The sequence below is a fragment of the Pseudomonas sp. SED1 genome (assembly GCF_034044025.1).
GTDB lineage: Bacteria > Pseudomonadota > Gammaproteobacteria > Pseudomonadales > Pseudomonadaceae > Aquipseudomonas.
Window position 1 is genome coordinate 50983 of the sequence record NZ_JAXCIS010000109.1, and the last position, 20672, is coordinate 71654.

At 61.2% G+C, this 20672-nt stretch carries 12 protein-coding genes; 5 read left to right on the plus strand and 7 right to left on the minus strand.

Annotated features, from left to right (window positions below; translation table 11 throughout):
• Positions 1–2 precede the first annotated feature (2 nt).
• Together SNL23_RS14300 and SNL23_RS14305 are read right to left on the minus strand one after the other, a co-directional pair.
• A complete protein-coding gene (locus tag SNL23_RS14300; RefSeq protein ID WP_318302545.1) occupies positions 3–1268 on the minus strand; it encodes a NupC/NupG family nucleoside CNT transporter in 1266 nt (421 codons plus the stop codon).
• 54 nt (positions 1269–1322) lie between these two features.
• The gene (locus SNL23_RS14305; protein WP_318302546.1) at positions 1323–1721 is read right to left on the minus strand and encodes a cytidine deaminase; all 399 of its coding nucleotides are present in this window, start codon (positions 1719–1721) and stop codon (positions 1323–1325) included.
• Between the two features lie 286 nt (positions 1722–2007).
• On the opposite strand from SNL23_RS14305, the gene SNL23_RS14310 reads away from it, so the two are divergent.
• Together SNL23_RS14310 and SNL23_RS14315 are read left to right on the plus strand one after the other, a co-directional pair.
• Positions 2008–3210: a M48 family metalloprotease gene (locus SNL23_RS14310; protein ID WP_318302547.1), complete on the plus strand. Its 1203-nt coding sequence runs from the start codon at positions 2008–2010 to the stop codon at positions 3208–3210.
• Positions 3198–8654 carry a WGR domain-containing protein gene (locus tag SNL23_RS14315; protein WP_318302548.1) on the plus strand — a complete coding sequence of 1819 codons (5457 nt, stop codon included), beginning with the start codon at positions 3198–3200 and terminating at the stop codon, positions 8652–8654. The genes SNL23_RS14310 and SNL23_RS14315 overlap by 13 nt, the downstream gene beginning before the upstream one ends.
• Here the strand turns inward: SNL23_RS14315 and SNL23_RS14320 are convergent.
• The 5 genes from SNL23_RS14320 to SNL23_RS14340 form a co-directional block, all read right to left on the minus strand.
• The gene (locus SNL23_RS14320) at positions 8637–9239 is read right to left on the minus strand and encodes a dTMP kinase (protein ID WP_318302555.1); all 603 of its coding nucleotides are present in this window, start codon (positions 9237–9239) and stop codon (positions 8637–8639) included. The genes SNL23_RS14315 and SNL23_RS14320 overlap by 18 nt on opposite strands.
• Positions 9240–9271: 32 nt before the next feature.
• Positions 9272–11218, minus strand: a complete 1947-nt coding sequence (locus SNL23_RS14325; protein ID WP_318302549.1) for a hybrid sensor histidine kinase/response regulator — start codon at positions 11216–11218, stop codon at positions 9272–9274.
• Between the two features lie 96 nt (positions 11219–11314).
• A complete protein-coding gene (locus SNL23_RS14330) occupies positions 11315–12646 on the minus strand; it encodes an LLM class flavin-dependent oxidoreductase (protein WP_318302550.1) in 1332 nt (443 codons plus the stop codon).
• Between the two features lie 23 nt (positions 12647–12669).
• Positions 12670–13623, minus strand: coding sequence for an ABC transporter substrate-binding protein (locus SNL23_RS14335; protein WP_076013458.1), 954 nt, complete (start codon positions 13621–13623; stop codon positions 12670–12672).
• A 184-nt stretch (positions 13624–13807) separates the two neighbouring features.
• Complete coding sequence (locus SNL23_RS14340; RefSeq protein ID WP_318302551.1) at positions 13808–14443, minus strand: hypothetical protein; 636 nt, start codon at positions 14441–14443, stop codon at positions 13808–13810.
• Between the two features lie 294 nt (positions 14444–14737).
• Between SNL23_RS14340 and SNL23_RS14345 the strand changes: the two genes are divergently transcribed.
• The 3 genes from SNL23_RS14345 to SNL23_RS14355 are packed head-to-tail and all read left to right on the plus strand — an operon-like array spanning position 14738 to position 20637.
• A complete protein-coding gene (locus tag SNL23_RS14345) occupies positions 14738–16363 on the plus strand; it encodes an efflux transporter outer membrane subunit (RefSeq protein ID WP_318302552.1) in 1626 nt (541 codons plus the stop codon).
• A gap of 29 nt (positions 16364–16392) precedes the next feature.
• Complete coding sequence (locus SNL23_RS14350) at positions 16393–17580, plus strand: efflux RND transporter periplasmic adaptor subunit (protein ID WP_318302553.1); 1188 nt, start codon at positions 16393–16395, stop codon at positions 17578–17580.
• A gap of 9 nt (positions 17581–17589) precedes the next feature.
• Complete coding sequence (locus SNL23_RS14355; protein WP_167664319.1) at positions 17590–20637, plus strand: efflux RND transporter permease subunit; 3048 nt, start codon at positions 17590–17592, stop codon at positions 20635–20637.
• The last annotated feature ends 35 nt before the right edge of the window (positions 20638–20672 follow it).

Below are 20672 nucleotides of genomic sequence, written 5' to 3' on the forward strand. Positions count from 1 at the left end.
CCTTACAGTGAGATGAAAAAGCCGACAATCGCCGCGCTCATCAGATTGGAAAGCGTGCCGCCGATCATGGCCCGCAAGCCCAGCCGCGCCAGTTCTTGGCGGCGTTGCGGGGCGATACCCGTCAGGCCACCCAGTTGAATGGCAATTGAAGACAGATTGGCAAAGCCGCACAGTGCGAAGGTGACGATCACCTGGGTGTGGACCGACAACAGCGGCACACCGGCTTCGGCGGCTTTGGCCGCGGTCAGGTAGTTGGCCAGGTCGGCATAGGCGACGAACTCGTTGAGGACCAGTTTTTCACCGATAAAACCGCCGGCCATGACCGCCTCGTGCCACGGCACCCCGAGCAGAAAAGCGATGGGCGCCAGTACGTGCCCGAGCACCAGTTGCAAGGTCAACTGCGGGTAGCCAAACCAGTTGCCCGCCCAGCCCAGTAGCCCGTTGAACAGGGCGATCAACGCGATAAATGCCAGCAGCATGGCGCCGACGGACAGTGCCAGGCGCAAGCCGACCTGGGCCCCTTCGGCAGCAGCGTCGATGATATTGGTGGGGCGATTCTCAGCCTGTCCCAGTTCCTCGATCACCTGTTCGGTGCGGGCTGGTTCGGTTTCCGGCTCCATCAGCTTCGCCATCAACAGCGCACCGGGCGCCGACATGAAACACGCCGCGATCAGGTACTTGAGCTCCACCCCCAGCCCGGCGTAACCCAACAGCACCGAGCCGGCCACCGCCGCGAAACCGCCGACCATTACCGCGAATAACTCAGAGCGCGTCAGCTTGGCAATGAATGGCCGAACCACCAGCGGTACTTCCGACTGGCCGATGAAAATCGCCGACGTCACCACCATCGACTCGATGCGGCTGGTGCCCAGCAACAGGCGCAGGCCGCCGCCCACCAACCGTATGATCCAGCCCATCACGCCGATGTAATACAGCACCGAGATAAAGCTGCCGAAGAACACGATCATCGGCAATACGCGGATCGCGAATACAAACCCACCGCTGCCGAACACTTCAAACATGTGCGGCGAACTCAGGCCGCCAAACAGAAACTCGATGCCTTTGTTCGCATAGAGCTGCAGCGATGCCACCGCCCCCGATAGCGAGGCCAGCACTGTCTGGCCCCAAGGCACGTACAGCGCAAAAGCACCGATCAACACCTGGATCAAAAACGCTACCGAGACGGTGCGCCAGTTGATAGAGCGTCGCTGATGGGACAAAGCAATGGCAATAAGAATAAGGGTCGCTATTCCGACAAGACTGATCATGCAGGCGTCTCAACAATGGACCAAGCGGACGCAGGCCCGAAGGCCTGCCCAGGATTAGAAAGCGTCGAAGGCGCCTGGCAGCAATTGCTCCAGGGTCCAGGTGCGCGTGGCGGCCGGGTCACTGCCCTGGCAAATCACCACTGCATCCTTGGCCATCAACTCCAGCATCACCTGGCGGCAGGCACCGCAAGGGCTTATCAGTGAAACGTTGGGTGCATAAACCGCCATCGCCTTGAAACTGCCCGGCGCATGGCCCTGGCTGATGGCGCTGAACAAGGCACTGCGCTCGGCACAGTTGGTCAGCCCGTAAGAGATGTTCTCCACGTTGCAACCCTGTACCACCTCGCCGTCGGCGGTCAGCAACGCCGCGCCGACCGGGAAATGGGAGTAAGGCGAGTACGTGCTCTCGGCGGCACGCTTTGCCTGTTCCATCAAACGTTCTTCAATTGTCATTCACAGGGTCATCCCATCTTGTTGCGAGCACGGCCAGGGAGGTCGTGACGCTCTTGTGGTGTTATTTAAATAACAATAGATGTGATTATTCAATCTTTTTTTACGCGGGTGCACAACGGTGTCTGGTGGAACCGCTTGAACACGCCCGCCGCACGCGGGAATGTGTAGTTTTCACAAGTAATTTCCCCCTCCCCTAGGTATGCTCCGCGTTTATTGCCGACCACTGATACCGGGATGCCAGCCCAGGCGCAGCTTATGGAGCCGTATCCTCAAGGACGTTTGAACGATGAGTACCGCCGCGCTGGACATCAGCAGCCTGACGCCATTGCCTTACCACCAGCAGGTAGTCGATTACCTGAAAGCCAGTGAACCTGCCGTGTGGAGCTGGGCCTCGTCCCTCGGGGTTCAGCAGGAACATGCCCAGGATGTGCGTGCGCAATTGCTGCGAGACACTTACCGCCTGAGCCCCGAGACTCATCCGCAGGCCTATCAGGCTTGCGAGACGGCGTTGCAGTGCTTGCAGATCCAGGCCCCTGCCACGCTTTACCAGGCCGGCGATGGCGCGATGAATGCGAGCCTGTATTTCCTGGCCGGTGAAGTGCATGTGGTGTTCTACGGGCCGATCCTGGAACGGCTCGACGCCCAGGAGTTGCTGGCGTTGCTGGGGCATGAGCTGGCGCATTACCGTCTGTGGTCGGAGCATGATGGTGACTTTCTCACCGCCGACCGGATTCTGAATCACGCGATGGCTGACGTGTACACCCCACCCAGCCTGGAACAGACCGCGCGGTTATACAGCCTGCACACCGAGATCTATGCCGACCGCGGTGCGGCGTTGGTGGCCAGCGGTCCAGAAGCGTCCATCACCTCGCTGGTGAAGATTCATACCGGGATTGTCAGTGTCGATGCGGCCAGCTATTTGCAGCAGGCCCGTGAACTGGATGGCAAGGATGCGCAGTTGTCCCAGGGCGTATCGCACCCGGAGGCGTTTCTGCGCTCCCAGGCCGTAGACAGCTGGTGGCAGCAGCTTCCGGAAACGGACGCCTGGCTGCACCGCCGGTTGCGTGGGCCGTTGTCGCTCAGTCGCCTGGATGTGACCGACCAGGTGGAGCTGACCGCCCTCACCCGCGGCTTTATCGCCAGCTTTATCGGCGCCTCGGTGTTGCAGTCGGAGGTGGTGCTGAATCAGGTGCGGGGGTTCTTTCCCGACTGGAAGGACACTGAAACGCCCCTGGACCTTGGCACGCTGAATGCCGAACGTATCGACGCGAGCATCCACGAATACCTGCACTTCATCATGCTCGACCTGAGCCTGGTGGACCGCGACCTGCGCGACGACGCGTTGCTGCATGCCGCGCGCACCGCGAAGAAGCTCGGCAGCGCTGACGACTTTATCAACGTGCTCAAGCGCGATATCAAATTACCCAAACGTGAGCTCGACCCGATCGTTCGCGCGCTCAAAGCGGAGGTCGACACATGGACCCAATAACCCAACCCGTCACCTTCACTCAATTGCTGCAAAGCCACGATGGCGCTGCGGTGCCCATCGACGATGTGGTGTTCCTGGCGTTGCCGCTGCTGCGCCAGGTGGCGCAATTGCATGAACAGGGGCGTGTCGCCCAGCTCAGCTACCTCAACGTGATGCTGGGGCCAGAGCGCACCCTGCAACTGCGCAACCTCGAGGGCGTGCCGCCGCGCCTGGCGCTGGAGGCAATCAAGCAGGTGCAGCCCAATCCGGAGTCGGCGCTGAATATCGTCGGCACGGTGCGCCTGACTCGGGATTCGGAAAGTGGCGTGGCCATTACCGACCTGCACGTGCAGGAAGACCCGCACCAGGCCATCGACCGCCCGGTGTTCCTCACGGACTTGCACAGTTGGGAGCATCGTCTCGGGCATCACGACGAAATCACCGATATTTTCCAGCTCGGGCAGTTGCTGGCGTGCCTGGCCTGTGGGCTGGATTTTGCCGATATCAATGACGTAAAGACGTTTGCCCGGCACCGGCGCAACCTGTTCCAGCTCAACGGCCGGCTTAACCCGGTGCTGGCCAACCTGATCGTCGAGATGACCGAACTCAACCGGCACGAGCGCGCCACCGATGTCAGTTCCCTGGCCCGGCGTCTGGAGTCCTGGCGCGAGCAGCCGGCCAGCCTGGATGTCGAGCGTGTGCTGGCCCAGGCCGAAGGCCCGGCGTCGCGGCGCACCGTGGTGCTGGAGCACCTGCGCAACCGGTTGTTTGACCTGTCGCGGCGCAATCGCCTGCTGCACTTCCGGCCGACTCAGGCCAACGTCAACCTGACCGTGGCCAGCGTGCCGCTGGTGATGCGGATTGAAAGCATCCGGCCTGAAACGCTGTGCACCTGGCAGCCTACCTTCGGTGGTTTCTCCGAGCAGGTGTTGAGCGGCAAGCCGGTTGGCCTGCAGCAATGGCTGCGGTTTGAAGACCAGACCTGGCTGCAGGCGTCCCTCGAACGCATCATCCAGGAAACCCGCCGCGACCGTGCCGAGTTCGGCTTCAGCAACCTGCGCCTGGTGGTGGCCTTCATGCGCTGGCACAACCTCAAGGACACGCCGGAAGAACGCATCGTTACCCCGTTGTTGTGGCTGCCGGTGGAGCTGAGCCGCAAAAAAGGTGTGCGCGACCAGTTCATGTTGCAGTGCGATGAGACCGAGGCCGAATTCAACCCGGTACTGCGCCATCAATTGCGCCAGCTCTACGATATCCAATTGCCGGAAACCGTCGACCTGCAAAAAACCTCGCTTGAAGAAATTCACGCGGATATTGCGCGCCAGATCAAGCTGACCGAGCCTGGCGTGGAGTTGCGCCTGCAAAGCAAACCGCAAATCGAACTGATCCACCAGAAGGCAGTGCAGCACCTGCACCACTTCCAGCGCCGCCGCGCCCGTCAGCGCTCGGCCATGCCGTTGGTGAAGCCGGATTTCAGCTACGACCGCGAAGACTACCGCCCACTGGGCCTGCAACTGTTCCAGCAAAAGGTGCTGCCCAGCGCGTTGCCGCTGCGCCTCGCGGTCGGCGGCAAGCCGTCGGTGCGCGACCAACATCCGCAGATGGTCGCCAGCAGTACTGAAAACAGCACCTTCGCCCTGCCCGAGAATCAGGGGCATCGCTACGCCTGGGACATCGACCTGACCCAGGTCACCCTGGCCAACTTCAACTATCGCAAGATGTCGCTGGTGCGCGATTACGCGCAGTTGATCGACGAACCGGCGCAGAACGAAGCGTTTGACCGGATGTTCTCCATTGAGCCGCGGGAGGTCGAGGTCCAGGCACCGGACCCGATCCCGCTGCCGGAACAATGGAACGTGGTGGCCGGCGATGCGACGCAGAACGCTGCCGTCAGCCTGGCCCGTACCGGGCGCAATTTCATCATTCAGGGGCCGCCGGGGACCGGCAAGTCCCAGACCATCACCAACCTGATTGCCGACTATGCCGGTCGTGGCCTGCGGGTGCTGTTCGTGTGCGAAAAGCGCGCGGCACTGGATGTGGTGTTCCATCGCCTGCAACAGAGTGAACTGGGTGAGTTGTGCTGCCTGATTCACGACTCCCAGACCGACAAAAAGGCCTTCGTGGGCAACCTGCGCGAGTGCTATGAGCGCTGGATTGCCGGCGATGCCCAGTCGCCGCAGTTGCAAGCCCGACGCAACGCCACACTGGCCACCCTGGGCCAACAGTTGGGCCTGATCGAGCGCTTTGAACAGGCCATGGCCGAGGTGCCGGAGACCCTGGCCTGCTCAGTGCGCGAGCTGGTGCGGCATCTGATCGACCTGCCGGCCGTGGCTGCCAAGTTGCCGCCCGAAGTCCTGGAGCGCTTGCCCGAATGGCGCCACTGGCAGGCGCAAAGTGAACTGACTGGCCGCCTGTATCAGGCGATCAATGAGCGCTTCGGCCTCGACAGTTTTGCGCGTCACCCTTTCAGCCACCTGGCCTCAAGCCTCATTACCCACGAACATGCCTATGGCCAGCTCAAGGCGTTCCTGGATGAGGCCGGTGGGCTGATGGACAGCGTCGAGCCGTTTCTGGAGTCATCCTCCAGCCTGCTGTCCAGTGACACCCGCCTGGCGGATGCGCGGGTGCTGACCCAGGCAGCCGAGCAACTGACCGGCGCCAACCTGGCATCGCACCTCGACCTGTTGGAACCGGGCTCACCCGGTTCCCAGGCGTTGCAGGCCGAACAAGCCGCTCTGCAAACGCTGACCGTGCAACAACACAACGCCGCTGAAACCACCCGCCATTGGCGCGACAAACTCGCGCCCCAGGACACCCAGGCCGCGCAGGATCTGGTGCAGCGCCTGGAAGGCTCGTTGCTGCGTTGGCTGCAACCTTCCTGGTGGCGCCTGCGCGGCGAGCTGCAACGGCGCTACGACTTCAGCCAGCATGCGGTGCGCCCCAGCTACCGCAGCGTGCTCGATAACCTGGCCGGCGAACACCGCGCCACCGCCGAGTTACAGGCCGAGCAGCAGCGCCTGCAAAGTCACTACGGCATCCAGGACATCGACCTGTTCGTGCAAAACCTGCAAGCCCTGCTCCAGCAACTGAGCACATCATCGTTATTGCGCCAGTGGGTCGAAGGCCTGCGCGGTAACCCGAACGCCCTGCCGGGTGTACGCCAGGAAGCCAGCCTGCGCCAGCCGGTAGCACGCCTGGCCGAGCTGGTTGCGCAGCACTGCGTGTTCGAACCGGCGCCGAGCCTGGGCGAGTTGGCCGAATACCTGCGCGACCTGCGTGAAGAACTCGACGAACTGCCCGACACCCTGCCCCTGCTCAATGAACTGCACCAGGCCGACTCCGTCTGCCTGTTGGCCGTGCAACAGCACGCCTTGGCGCAAAAGGCGCTGGATGGGTTGATTGCCCAGGAAAACCTGACTCGCCTGTACCGCGCCAACCCGCAACTGGCGCGCTTCGATGGCCCGGCCTTGAGCCTGGCCGCGCGGCAGGTCAGCCAGGCTGAAAGCAGCCTGCTCAAACACAACGCCCATGTGCTCAGCGCCACGCTGCACCAGCGTTTCCTGGAACATGTGAAGCAATCGGCGATGTCGGTGACCCAACTGGACGCCCTGGCCCGTGAATTCAAGAAAGCCTATGCCAAGGGCCGCCGTGAACTGGAACACGAGCTGGGCAAGACCATGCGTTATCGCTCCATCCGCGAAATGGCGAGTGGTGACAGTGGCCGCGTGATCAACGACCTCAAGCCTATCTGGCTGATGAGCCCGCTGTCGGTGTCCGACACGCTGCCGCTGACCCCGGACCTGTTCGACGTGGTGATTTTCGACGAAGCCAGCCAGATCCCCAGTGAAGAAGCCGTGCCGGCCTTGAGTCGTGCGCAGCAGGTGATCGTGGTGGGTGACGAGATGCAATTGCCACCCACCAACTTCTTCTCCAGCGCAGGCGAACAGGACGATAACGAACTGATCGCCATGGAGGACGGCGAGCAGATTGCAATCAACCTCGACGCCGACAGCCTGCTGAGCCAGGCCGCGCGTAATTTGCCGGCAACCCTGTTGGCCTGGCACTACCGCAGCCGACATGAAGCGTTGATCAGCTTCTCCAACGCGGCGTTCTATGAAGGCCGGTTGATCACCATTCCCGACCGGCGTATCGAGCGCACTGCCCCCGCTCATGCGGCCCTGGACTCCATGGATGCCCAGGCGGTAATTCAGGGCGCCGATACGCTGCTCGACAGCCCGATCAGCTTTTTGAAGATGAGCGATGGCGTCTACCTCAGCCGCAGCAACCTGGCCGAAGCACGTTATATCGCCAACCTGGTGCGTGAGTTGCTGCAACGCGAGACCGGCCTGAGCCTGGGCATCGTGGCCTTCTCCGAGGCCCAGCAAGGCGCCATCGAGCAGGCCCTGGAAGACTTGGCCGCCAGTGACTCGGCCTTTGCCACGCGCCTTGAGCAAGAATATGTGCGTGAAGACGCCGGGCAGTTCAATGGGCTGTTCGTCAAGAACCTGGAGAACGTCCAGGGTGATGAACGCGACGTGATCATCCTGAGCATCTGCTACGCGCCAGGACCGAACGGCAAGATGCTGATGAACTTCGGCCCGATCAACCAGCGCGGCGGGGAAAAGCGCCTGAACGTGATCTTCAGCCGTGCGCGTAAGCGCATGGCGATCGTCTCCAGCATTGAAGCGGATGCCATCACCAACACCCACAACGACGGTGCCGCGGCACTGCGCGGGTTCCTGCAATTCGCCCAGGCCAGCGCCAACGGCGACGCGCCGCGCTCCCAGGGCATCCTTGCCAACCTCAATCCAGGCGCGAAGCAATCCTTTGCCGTCAGCCTGCCCAAGGACAGCCTGCGCAGCGCACTCGCCGCCGCGTTGCGTAAACGCGGGCATACGGTGCAGGAATACGTCGGGCGTTCGCAGTTCCGCTGCGACCTGGCGATCAGTGACGCCAGCGGTGAACACTTCAGCCTGGGCGTGCTGCTGGACGGCGATACGGCGGCCGCGACTGACGTGCGTGAGCGTTATATCTTCCGCCCGACCGTGCTGCGCAGCTTCGGCTGGAAGATTATCGACGTGCTCAGCCATGACTGGTTGCGGGCCCCGGAAGAGGTGCTGAATCAGATTGAAGCGCTGCTACGGGGTGAAGAGGCGCCCGCGCTGCCAGAACCTGAACAGCCAGTGGAACCGGAAACCGTTGAGGTCGAGGCTCCGTCTACTCCGGAAGCACAGACCCCGATGCGTGAGTTCACCTTTGGTGAAGGCAATTCCAACAAGTTCTGGCGTATCGGCGTCACGCAGGCGGACGTGGTGGTGAACTTCGGTCGCATCGGCACCAAGGGCCAGACCTTGATCAAGTCCCTCGACAGCCCCGAACGCGCAGTGCGCGAAGCGCAAAAGCTGATCGCGGAGAAACTGCGCAAAGGCTATCAAGAGCAGGCGGGGTCAATCACACCGGGATGATTCAAGGACGTTATAAATCTCGGAAATGACCTGCCGTGTCGCGCCCTCAATGGTTCCTTCATTGCGGCACAACACCCAGCCGTGATCCGCTACCGCTTGCTCGAACGCCTGGGTACAGGCGACATGTTCTTCCAGCTTGTGGATCACGGTACTGCTCAGCCCGCGCCGGCGTGCGGCTGCCCTTGCCCATGAAATATCAGGGTCGGTGACCACCCCCACATGCAGATCCGGCACTTGCACGTTTCGATCAATGTTCAATTGCAGGATGTCTGCCAGCGGGACGCCCCGGCGAAACGCGGCATCCGACGGGTACCAGCGGTCAATCAAGACAATGCTGTCTGCCGGCTGTTGAGTCAGCACGTGTCGGGAAATCCAGGCACGGCTATCAGCGAAGCGCTTACACACCTCCCACTCCAGATCGCGGCTGGGCGTTCTGGCGAGTTGGTTAACGAGGACCATTGTTTCACTTCGATAGGGATCGCTTTTTCTCTCGCACAGCCGGATTACCTTTTTGTTGTCCGCCCTCAGTGCTTTGGTAACGGCTTCCAGCAGCGTGGTTTTGCCGGTGCCCTTGGGCCCGTCCATAGAAACAAACAGCGGGCGGTCAGTGCTCTGGTTCAACACGGCTTTTCGATCCGGGTGCGCATGGTTTCGGCGATCACTTTCGCCAATGCCGATTGATCAAACGGCTTGGGCAAGCGCGTCAATGTGGTTTTGAGGTCCAGGGATATCTCTGCAAATCCAGACGAAAGAATGAGGGGAAGCTCGGGGTACAGCGTCTCGATGTTGCCAGCCAACTCAATCCCCGTCATATCCGGCATCGCCATGTCCGTAATGACCAAGTCAAAGCGCGCGCCTTGCGCCAGGAACGCCAACGCAGCCTGCCCATCTGCCGCCGCCACAACATGATGGCCCAGATCTTCAAGCATGGCCCCCGTGCTGATCAGCACCAGCGGGTCGTCGTCTACCAGCAGAATCTCGAGGCTTTGCTGATGCGGGGCATCGGGCGTGTTTGCAGTTGATGCCTGCGCCGCAAACTGTGTGGTATCCAACAGCGCCACCGGTAACCAGAGTTCTGCGGTTGTGCCCTCTCCTTCCTTGCTTTTCAGCACAAAGTGGCCCTGTGACTGGGCTGCCAGGCCATGGACCATCGAAAGACCAAGCCCCGTGCCTTTTCCTGCGCCCTTGGTGGTGAAGAACGGCTCCATGGCCCGTTGCAAGGTCGCGTCATCCATCCCGGGCCCGGTGTCGGTGACAGCGATGCAAATCAGCCTTTCCGAGTCATTCGGCCTGCCGGGATACGTATCCTCCCTCGCCGAAATCAGAATCCTGCCCCGACCTTCCATGGCGTCCCGGGCGTTGATCACCAGGTTCATCACTGCCATTTCCAGTTGGCTCATGTCGACCAATACCGGCCGCAGGATCAGTGGGAACTGTGTGTCGACGCTGATGCCTGCGCCTAGCATGCGGGACAGCAGGTCTGACATGTTTCTGATCAGCTCGCCTACATCCACAGGCTGCGGATCAAGCTCCTGGCGACGGGCAAAGGCCAGCATCCGCTGTGTCAGCGTCGCACCGCGCTGGGCGCCGGCGATGGCGTTATTCAGTAATGAGTAGGTTCTGGAGTCCGGTGGGACACGCTTCTTGGCGAGTTCGAGGCTCCCAAGAATCACCATGAGGAGGTTGTTGAAGTCATGGGCGATACCGCCGGTGAGCTGCCCCAGAGACTCCATTTTCTGGGCCTGGAATAACGCCTCCCGGGTTTCCTTGATCTCCTGTTGAGCCTGAACGCTCTCGGTAACGTCCCGGGTGATTTTCGCGAAACCCACGAGCTCGCCCTGCTCATTCTTTATCGGGTCGATAACCACATGCGCCAGGAACCCCGTACCGTCTTTGCGCAGGCGCCTTCCCTGCCCTTCATACCGACCTTCCCGGATAACCGTTTCAAGGGCGCGTTGCGGGACATTGTTGTCGACGTCCTCAGGCTGGAAAAACAGGGAGTAGTGTTTGCCGATGACTTCTGCCGGTTCATATCCCTTGATGCGCTGGGCACCGGCGTTCCAGGTGGTGATCACGCCGTTGGGGTCCAGCATATAGAGCGCGTAGTCGGTGACGCCTTGTACCAGCAGGCTGAATTGCTGCTCGCTCTGACGCAGGGCCTGCTCCGCAGCCTTGCGCTCGGTCAGGTCCCGTGTGACTTTGGCGAAGCCAATCAGCGTGCCATCGTCGGCGCGTATCGGGTCGATAATCACCAGCGCCCAGAGACGCGTGCCATCTTTCCTGATGCGCCAACCTTCGCCCTCGAAGCGGCCTGACTGTTCGGCGCTTTTGAGCGCTCGGCCGGGCAAGTCCGAGGCCAGATCTTCCGGGGTGTAAAACAGCGAAAAATGCCTGCCCAGCACTTCACTTTGTTCGTACTGCTTGATCTTCTTCGCCCCCGAGTTCCAGCTGCGAATCAACCCGTTGGTATCCAGCATGTAGATGGCGTAGTCGACCACTGCGTCGACGAGCAGTCGATACCGGTCGTCCTGATCGAACGACCCTTGTGCAGGTTGGGATGGCATCAGGAAAGTCTCGGGACAAATGAGTGGCTTGAACCCTCAGTATGTCTAAAAAAATCCACTGCCAACCAGTTTATTCATCTGAACGCCTTTTTTGAGTCAAACACCGCCGTTGCGAGCGAACCGCGGAATCTTCAACCCCAGGCTTTCCCGCAACGTCGTACCTTCATACGCCGTGCGATACACACCACGCGCCTGCAATAACGGAATGACCTCCTGGGTGAATCGGTTGAACTGCTCCGGATGGCCGATGTAGATGTTAAAACCATCCACCGCACGGGCTTCAAACCAGTCAGCCATCTTGCGCGCGATGGTTTGCGCCGATCCGACAAACGCCCCCGGGCGCAACTGCCGCCCAAACTCCACCGCCTGGCGCAACGTAAAGCCTTTGTCCCGTGCCTGGTCAGCAATGCGTTTGGCCGCCGTGAAAAAGCTGCTGCGTGCAGCCTCCAGGCTTTCCTGCGGAAACGGCGCATCCAGGTCGTACTGACTGAAATCATGCCAGCCGAAATTGCGCCCGAACTCCTTCAACGCCAGCTCAAAACTGTGGTCAGCCTGGTGGTAGTGCTGCTCGATTTCACGGGCATGCTCATCAGTGTCGCCCACATAAATCTCGGCACCGGGCATCACCAGCAGTTGCTCCGGATCGCGGCCATGTTGCAGCGCCCTGCCCTTGATATCCCGGTAGAACGCCTGGCCCTGCTCGATGCTGGCCGCGTGGGTGAAGATCACATCGGCCGTGGCAGCGCCCAGATCACGGCCTTGTTCCGAATCGCCGGCCTGGAAGATCACCGGCTGGCCTTGGGGTGAGCGCTGGATGTTCAGCGGCCCGACCACGGAAAAGTGCTCGCCCTTGTGATTCAGGCTGTGGAGTTTGCTCGGGTCGAGAAATTGGCCGGTGGCCCGGTCACGCACGAAGGCCTCTTCCTCATAGGAGTTCCACAGCCCCTGCACCACCTGGACGTGTTCGGCCGCGCGGCCATAGCGGGTGTCGTAGTCATAATGCTCGTCGCGGCTGTAGTTGCCGGCGGTACCGGCGTCGCCACTGGTGACCACGTTCCAGCCGGCGCGGCCTTTGCTGATCAGGTCGAGTGAGGCCAGGCGGCGCGCGACGTTATAGGGTGAGTTGTAAGAGGTGGTCAGCGTGCCGACCAGGCCCAGGTGCCGGGTGCTTACGGCCAGGGCCGATAACAATGTCAGCGGCTCGAGCCGATTCAGGTAATGGGATGGCGAGCCCGGGGTGATGAACTGGCTGTCGACGATGAACATCAAGTCGAACAACGCCGCCTCGGCCTGGCGCGCAATGTCGATGTACCAGTCGACGTTGACGCTGGCATCGGCGGGCAGTTGAGGATCGAGCCATAGATTGTGGCGGCCGGGCCCGCCGCAGCCCATGGTCAGGGCGCCAAGTTTCAGCTGTCTTTTGGTCATGTCAGAGGTGTTCCTTGAAGCATTCAGGGCTGGGTTTTGGCGACGGCTGGCTGCAACGACGCCGCAAAGGAATCGTCGAACAGCCTGGCTGCCGGGTACGACTTGACCAGGCCTTGGCTTGCGAAAAAGTCCACGGTCTTTTGCGCCTCTACAGGCGATTGAGCCGTCAGTGGTTCGACCGTCGTGCGCGCCCGGGCAAACCAGGCACGGGCGATATCAGCATCAGCCCGGGTGCGTTTGGCCCAGGCGTCGGCATAAGCGTCGGTATTGGCCGGGCTTTGGCGCGTCCAGTCACGGGCTTTTTTCAGGCGTTGCAGAAAATCGCTGATTTGCGCACGTTTGCCGTCAACGGCCCGGGTGCTGGCAGCGATGAAGCTCTGGGCCGGGATCAGCCCTTCAGCGGTCGCCAACACGCGTGCACCCTGGCGTTCCTGTTGGGTGACGTAGGGTTCCCAGGTGGCGATGACGTCAACTGAACCGCCTTCCAGTGCATGGGAGGCATCCAGCGCGCTGAGGTAGCGCAACTCCAGGGAGTCTTTTGGCACGCCGGCTTTATCCAGCGCGGTCAGCAGCAGTTGCTGGCTCCAGGAGCCTTTCCAGAGGGCTGCGCGCTTGCCTTTCAGGTCGGCAAGGCTGTGGATCGACGAATCCTTTTTCACCAGGATGGCCACGCCGTCGAGGCTTTGCTGACTGACTGCAATCACTTTGATCGGCGCACCCAGTGCGCCCAGGAACAGCACGGGTGCATCACCGAGCAAGCCGATGTCCAGGCTGTTGGTGTTGAGCGCTTCTGCCACCGGTGAGCCGGCGGTGAATTGCTTCCATTCGAGGGTATAGGGCAGATCGTCAAGCACCCCCGCCGCTTCCATCACGGCCTGGGCGTTGTAGCTTTGGTCACCCACCACCAGGGTTTGCGCGTTCGCGCTCAGGCACAGCAAAGCAGCCATCCCGGCCGCCAGTTTTCTCAGGTAACGCACGTTCGTCTCCAGATGCCTTCTCAAGCATTTAAAGTCGATCCGCGCGTGCGGTCTCGGCAGTGTTTATAGGTAATCCAGCTTGCCTATACGATGCAGCCCTGGATGCAGCGTGTAAAATACTGATTGCGCATAACCTAATTCGATAAAAATGCAAATAATGCATTTATCGGCGGTAGGCAGGAAATCAGTCAGGCCGCCAGTGTTCGCCTTTTACGTTGCCGATTCCCTTGTAGCCACCGTACCCGTCAGGTACCCAGCCGCCACCGGCATTGTCGCCAGTGCCGATAAAACCGCCCTTGCCATCCGATTCAAGCCCACGGCCACGGTTTTTCCCCGTGCCGATGTACCCCCCACGGCCATCGGATTCATAACCACGCTTGCGGTTTTCCCCCGTCCCCTCATAGCCACCCTTGCCATCGGATCTCCAACTGCCACCCAGTGCGGTGTCTTCACCACGGAAGTAGCCCTTGCCGTCAGACTTGTAGTCTTCGCCATAGGCGGCGCCGTGTCCCGTGTAGCCACCCGAGCCATCCGGGCTGAACCGTTTGCCCAGGTTGTTGCCAGTGCCGGTGAGGCCACCGTCGTCAGCCGGAACAAAACCCCTGCCAATATTGGTGCCGGTGCCCTTCAGCGACCCGTCTTTTTGCAGTTCGTAATCACCGCCCAGATTGCCCCCGGTGCCCCTTAAGCCGCCGTGGCCATCGGCCTCGTAACCGTTACCGGCGTTGGTACCGGTGCCGATGAAACCCTCAGCCGCCTGGGTCGAGGCGCCACCACCCAACAAAATAAGGGTCAGCAGTATGCGAGAAGCTTTCTTCATGGTGTATCGACGTCCCTTTCGAGGTTAAAACGCGTTTTATCAATCCGGCACTTTAACTTCATACAGGTCGTTCTTGGTATGCCTGCGTTCTGTATGCCACTGGCGCGAGATAGTCCCGAACCTCACGCAACCCCACCCGATAAAGATTCCCTCTATTGGCGGTTACCGCGATCTTGAATTAACGTTCAACCCACCTGACCACCCCAGCCAACCCGCGCCCTTCATGGGTCGGCCTGATGCACCGCCAGTCATTGCTCAACCAAACAGTTAACCAACTGATTAATCAGAGTGAATATGAAAGAGCAGCCTCGGCAGCTTGCATCGGCACCGCAACCAGGGGCGCACCTCAACGCCCTTTTTCGACAAACACACCTTCTGGCTCCGCTGAGTCTGCTGTGCATCGCCCTCGCCGGCTGCACCGTCGGGCCGGATTTTGCGCGGCCCGATGTGCCGGCGAACGCCGATTACTCGCGGGAAAAGCTCACCTCCACGGCCAAGGCCGACATCGACACCGGCGGCGCAGCGCAGCGGCTGATCGCGGGGATGGATATTCCCGGGCAATGGTGGACGCTGTTCCGCTCACCGGCCCTGAATGCCCTGGTGGAAGAAGCCTTGCGTGCCAACCCGGATGTCAGCGCAGCCCAGGCAGCGTTGCGCCAAGCCAATGAGCTGGTGTATGCCGACCAGGCGTCGCTGTTCCCTTCCGTCAGCGGCAATGTGCAGAAAGCCCGCGAGAAAGTCTCGGGCGTCACCTCGGGCATCCCGGAGTCGCCGATTCTCACGGTGAGTTCGGCCTCGCTGAGTGTGTCCTATGCCCCGGACGTGTTCGGCGGCACGCGTCGGCAAATTGAGTCCACCTCGGCCCAAGCCGAGTACGAACGCTTCCAGCTGGAAGCGACGTACCTCACCTTGACCTCCAATGTGGTCAATACGGCAGTTAGCCTGGCGTCGATACGCGATCAAGTCGCGGCCACCGAGGAGATCATCCGGATCCAGAGCGGCCAACTCGATCTCCTGCAGGCGCAGCGACGGCTGGGGGCCATCGGCGACACCGATGTGCTCACGCAGCAGACCGCACTGGCGCAAACCCGTGCCAGCTTGCCGCCGCTGCAAAAGCAATTAGCCCAGACCCGCAACCAGTTGATGGCCTACCTCGGGCGGTTTCCCAATCAGGACCGGGACGAGCGCTTCAACCTGGCCTCCTTGCACTTGCCGGAAGAACTGCCCCTCAGCCTGCCTTCGGCGATCGTCGGCCAGCGGCCGGATGTGCGTTCTGCCCAGGCGCAACTGCATCAGGCCAGTGCCAACATTGGTGTGGCCGTGGCCAATCAGTTGCCCCAGTTCAGCATTACCGGTTCCGTGGGTTCCACGGTGGCCAGCGGGACCAAATTATTTTCGGCCGGCAGCGGTGTCTGGAGCCTCGCCGGGTCGATCACCCAGCCGATCTTTGATGCCGGCGCACTGGAGCATCGTAAACGCGCGGCCGTGGCAGCCTATGACGAGTCGGCAGCCCGCTACCGTGGCACCGTGATCGGCGCATTCCAGGACGTGGCCAACGCGCTGCGGGCGCTGGAGGCCGATGCCGATGCACTGAACCAGCAGGTGGTGGCCGAGCGCTCTGCGCAAGCCAACCTCGACCTGGTGCAGGCGCAGTTCAAGCTCGGCGCCGTGGCCTACATCAACCTGCTCACGGCCCAGCAAACCTACCAGAACACCGTGCTGGCCCGCGTCAAGGCGCAAGCTTCGCGTTACAGCGATACCACTGCGCTCTTCCAAGCATTGGGTGGGGGCTGGTGGAACCGAACCGATGTGGACCCCGCGACCAAGGGCCGGCCTGATCGCTTCGGCCTGCCGTCGTGGAACGAGATCATGCCGGCCAAGAACAAGGCAGCGCCTGCCGATTCGGCACGGTTCAACTGAACTGAACTCTTGAAACAGCGAGAACACCCATGGCTGATGTCATTACCGCTTCTCCCCTGCCACCCGAGCCCGGCGCACCGCGCAAGCGTCGACTGTGGCGGCCGATGCTCATCATGATCGTGGTGGTGCTGGTGATTGTGGCGATTATTGCCGGGGTGAAGTTCGTGCAGATTTCGGCGCTGATCGCCCAGTCAAAAGCGCCCTTGCCCGCTTCTGTGGTCACGGCCATGAAGGTGCCGTTCAGTGACTGGCAACCGAATGTCACCGCCGTGGGCTCAATGAAGGCGGTACGAGGGGTGGATGTGACCACTGAAGTGGGCGGCATCGTGCGCACCATCGGCTTCACGCCGGGGCAAGAGGTGGCGGCCCAGGCGCTGCTCGTACAGCTGAATGCCGACTCGGACATCGCGCAACTGCACTCCCTTGAAGCCACGGCCGACCTGGCCGTGATCGTGCTCAAGCGTGACAAGGCGCAACTGGCGGTTAATGCCATATCCCAGGCACAAGTCGACACAGACACGGCGGACCTGAAAGCCAAACTCGCCGCCGCCGAACAACAGCGCGCGCTGGTGGCGAAAAAAACCATTCGTGCACCCTTTGCCGGGCGCATCGGGATCACCAGCGTCAATCCCGGCCAATACCTCAACCCCGGCGACAAGATCGCCACGCTGCAAACCTTTGATCCGATCTACATCGATTTCACGGTGCCGCAGACTCAAATGGAGGCCATTGCCATCGGCCAAGGGGTTTCAGTGACGGCCGACGGCCTGTCGAATCAAACCTTCACCGGAAAGATCAGCACCATCGACACCCAGTTCGACTCGACCACACGTAACGTCACGGTGGAAGCCACCGTCGACAACCCCAAGAAAAACCTGGTGCCCGGGATGTTTGCCCGCGCCGTTGTCACCTCCGGTGCGACGCAGCGCTACCTCACCGTGCCGCAGACATCCGTCACCTACAACCCTTACGGCACCACGGTGTTTATCGCCACATCGAGCAAGAACGACAAGGGTGAGGAAGCCCTCACGGCGCAACAAACCTTCATCAAGACCGGGCCAACCCGGGGCGACCAGGTGGCAATTCTGTCGGGCGTGAAGGAAGGCGATCTGCTGATCACCAGTGGCCAGATGAAGCTCAAGAATGGCTCGCCCGTGAAGGTCGATAACAGCGTCGCGCCGCTGAACGATCCTGCGCCGACTCCCCAAGAACACTAAAGGTGTCCCATGAAGCTTACCGATACCTTTATTCAGCGGCCGGTCTGGGCGATTGTGGTTTCGCTGTTCATCCTGATCCTGGGGCTGCGCTCGATCTTCGAATTGCCGGTGAACCAATGGCCACGCACCGAAAATACCGTGGTCACCATCACCACCGCTTACTACGGCGCGGACGCGTCCACGGTGGCCGGCTTTATCACCCAGCCGCTTGAATCAGCGATCGCCCAGGCCCAGGGCATCGACTATTTGTCGTCAACCAGTATCACCGGCGTCTCGACGATTACCGCCACGCTGCGGCTGAACTACGAGGCCAGCAAGGCACTTACCGAGATCAATACCCAGGTCAACTCGGTCAAGAACCAACTGCCGGCGCAGTCCCAGGAGCCGGTGCTGACAGTGGCGGTCGGGCAGACCACAGACGCCATGTACCTGGGTTTCTACAGCGACACCCTGCCCACCAACAACATCACCGATTACCTGGTGCGGGTGGTCAAGCCCAAGCTGGATTCGATCCAGGGCGTGCAAACCGCCGAAATCCTCGGCGGTCGTCAGTTCGCCCTGCGCGCCTGGATGGACCCGACCAAACTGGCGGCGCATAACGTGACAGCGCAAGACGTGTCCACCGCCCTGGCCAACAACAACTACCTCTCTGCGGTCGGCTCCACCCGCGGGCAAACGGTGACGGTCGACCTGACGGCCGGGACCGACTTGCACACGGTGGATGAATTCAAGCGGCTGGTGGTCAAGCAGAAAGGCGATGCGCTGGTGTACCTGGAGGACGTGGCTACCGTCACCCTCGGCGCCGAAAGCTATGACAGCAGCGTGGCGTTTTCCGGCAAGCGTTCGGTGTTCATCGGTATCAAGACGGCCCCCAATGCCAACATCCTGACGGTCGCCGACAGCGTGCGCGAGGCCTTCCCCGAGCTGCAATCCCAGTTGCCCACCGGGGTGCGCGGCGAAATCGTGTATGACTCCACGGAGTTCATCAATACCTCGATTTATGAGGTGGTGAAGACCCTTGTCGAGGCGATGATCATTGTGGCGGTGGTGATCTACCTGTTCCTCGGCTCGTTCCGTGCGGTAATCGTGCCGTTGGTGGCGATCCCGCTGTCGTTGGTAGGGACCTTTTTCATCATGTACCTGCTGGGGTACTCGATTAACCTGCTGACCCTGCTCGCCCTGGTGTTGGCCATCGGCCTGGTGGTGGACGACGCGATTATCGTGGTGGAAAACGTCGACCGGCATATCAAGGAAGAAGGCAAAGGTGTGCTGGAGGCTTCGCTGGTTGCAGCGCGGGAACTGGGTGGGCCGATCCTCGCGATGACGGTGGTGTTGATTGCCGCGTACGTGCCCATCGGGCTGCGCAGCGGCCTTACCGGCGCACTGTTCAAGGAATTCTGCTTCTCGCTGGCAGGTGCCGTGACCGTGTCGGCCGTGGTGGCGTTGACGCTCTCGCCGATGATGACTTCCCGGCTGTTCAAGACCGGGCAGGAAGAAGGTCGTTTCGCCCGCAAGCTCGATCAGTACTTTGACTGGTTGCGAGGCCGTTACCACCGCGTACTCTCAGGTGGCCTGAACGTATGGCCGGTGCTGGTGACGTTCGGCTTTATGCTGTTCCTGCTGGTGGCGGCCAGTGGCATGACTGCCAAAAGCGAACTGTCGCCTACCGAGGACCAGGGGCTGGTGTTCATGCAGATCAAAGGCCCGCCGACCGCCTCGCCGCAGCAGATGGAACGGATTGCCGACCAGGCCTTCCAGGTCGCCAACAAAGAGCCGGAATACGCGCAGATGTTCCAGCTGACCGGGCTGCCCATTCTCAACCAGGGCCTGGGCGGCGTGCTGCTCAAAAACTGGGGCGACCGCACACGCTCCCAGGCCCAATTGATTCTGGATCTTCAGCAAAAATGGAACCAGGTGCCAGGTGCGACCATCGCGGCCTTCCCGTTGCCGTCACTGCCGGGCGCCCAAGGGTTGCCAGTGCAATTTGTGATCACCACCACCGACTCGGTGGAAAACCTCAATGAGGTCGCCCAGGCCGTGGTGGCCGAGGCCCAGAAACAACAACTGTTCTATTTCTCCGACATGGACCTGAAGCTCGACAAGCCACAAGCCAAGCTGGTGGTGGACCGGGAAAAAATTGCCGCACTGGGCATGACCCAGGCCGACGTCGGTGCGGCGTTGTCCGCCGCTTTGGGCGGCAACTACGTGAACTACTTCTCCACTGCCGGGCGTTCGTACAAAGTCATTCCCCAGGTGTTGCAGGTTGACCGCCTCAACCCGGACCAGATTCTTGATTACTACATCCGTACGCCCGCAGGTGCGATGATCCAGGCGCGAACCGTGGCGCATATCGAAACCACCACCCAGCCGGAGTCGATCAACCACTTCCAGCAACTTAACTCGGCGACCCTGTCGGGCGTCAGCGGCGTGGCCCAGGGCGAACTGCTGGCGAAACTGAACACCATCCTGACCAACATTGCGCCGTCGGGCTACACCTCGGACTTCTCCGGTGAATCGCGTCAGTTCATGCAGGAGTCCGGCGGGTTCTTCGGCTTGCTGATGTTCTCTATCCTGATCGTCTACCTGGCCCTGGCGTTCCAGTTCGAGAGCTTCCGCGACCCGGTGGTGATCCTGTTCTCGGTGCCCCCTGCACTCTTCGGCGCGCTGGCGTTCATCACCATGGGATTTGCCTCGATCAACGTGTACACACAGGTGGGGCTGGTGACGCTGCTGGGGTTGATCACCAAGCACGGGATTCTGATCGTGCAGTTTGCCAACGAGTTGCAGCGCGCCGGTCACAGCAAGCGTGAGGCGATAGAAGAAGCGGCCGGCGTGCGCCTGCGGCCGATCCTGATGACCACGGCGGCGATGGTGCTGGGCGTGGTGCCGCTGGTGTGGGCTTCCGGCGCCGGGGCTGCGGGACGGCATGACATGGGCCTGGTGATCTTTGCCGGGTTGTCGATCGGCACCGTGCTGACGCTATTCATGGTGCCGGCGATGTATATGTTCATTGGCTCCACGCACCATCAGGAGGCGCAGCAACCGGTTCCCGTGTAGGAGCGAGCTTGCTCGCGAAGGACGTTAACGATGAC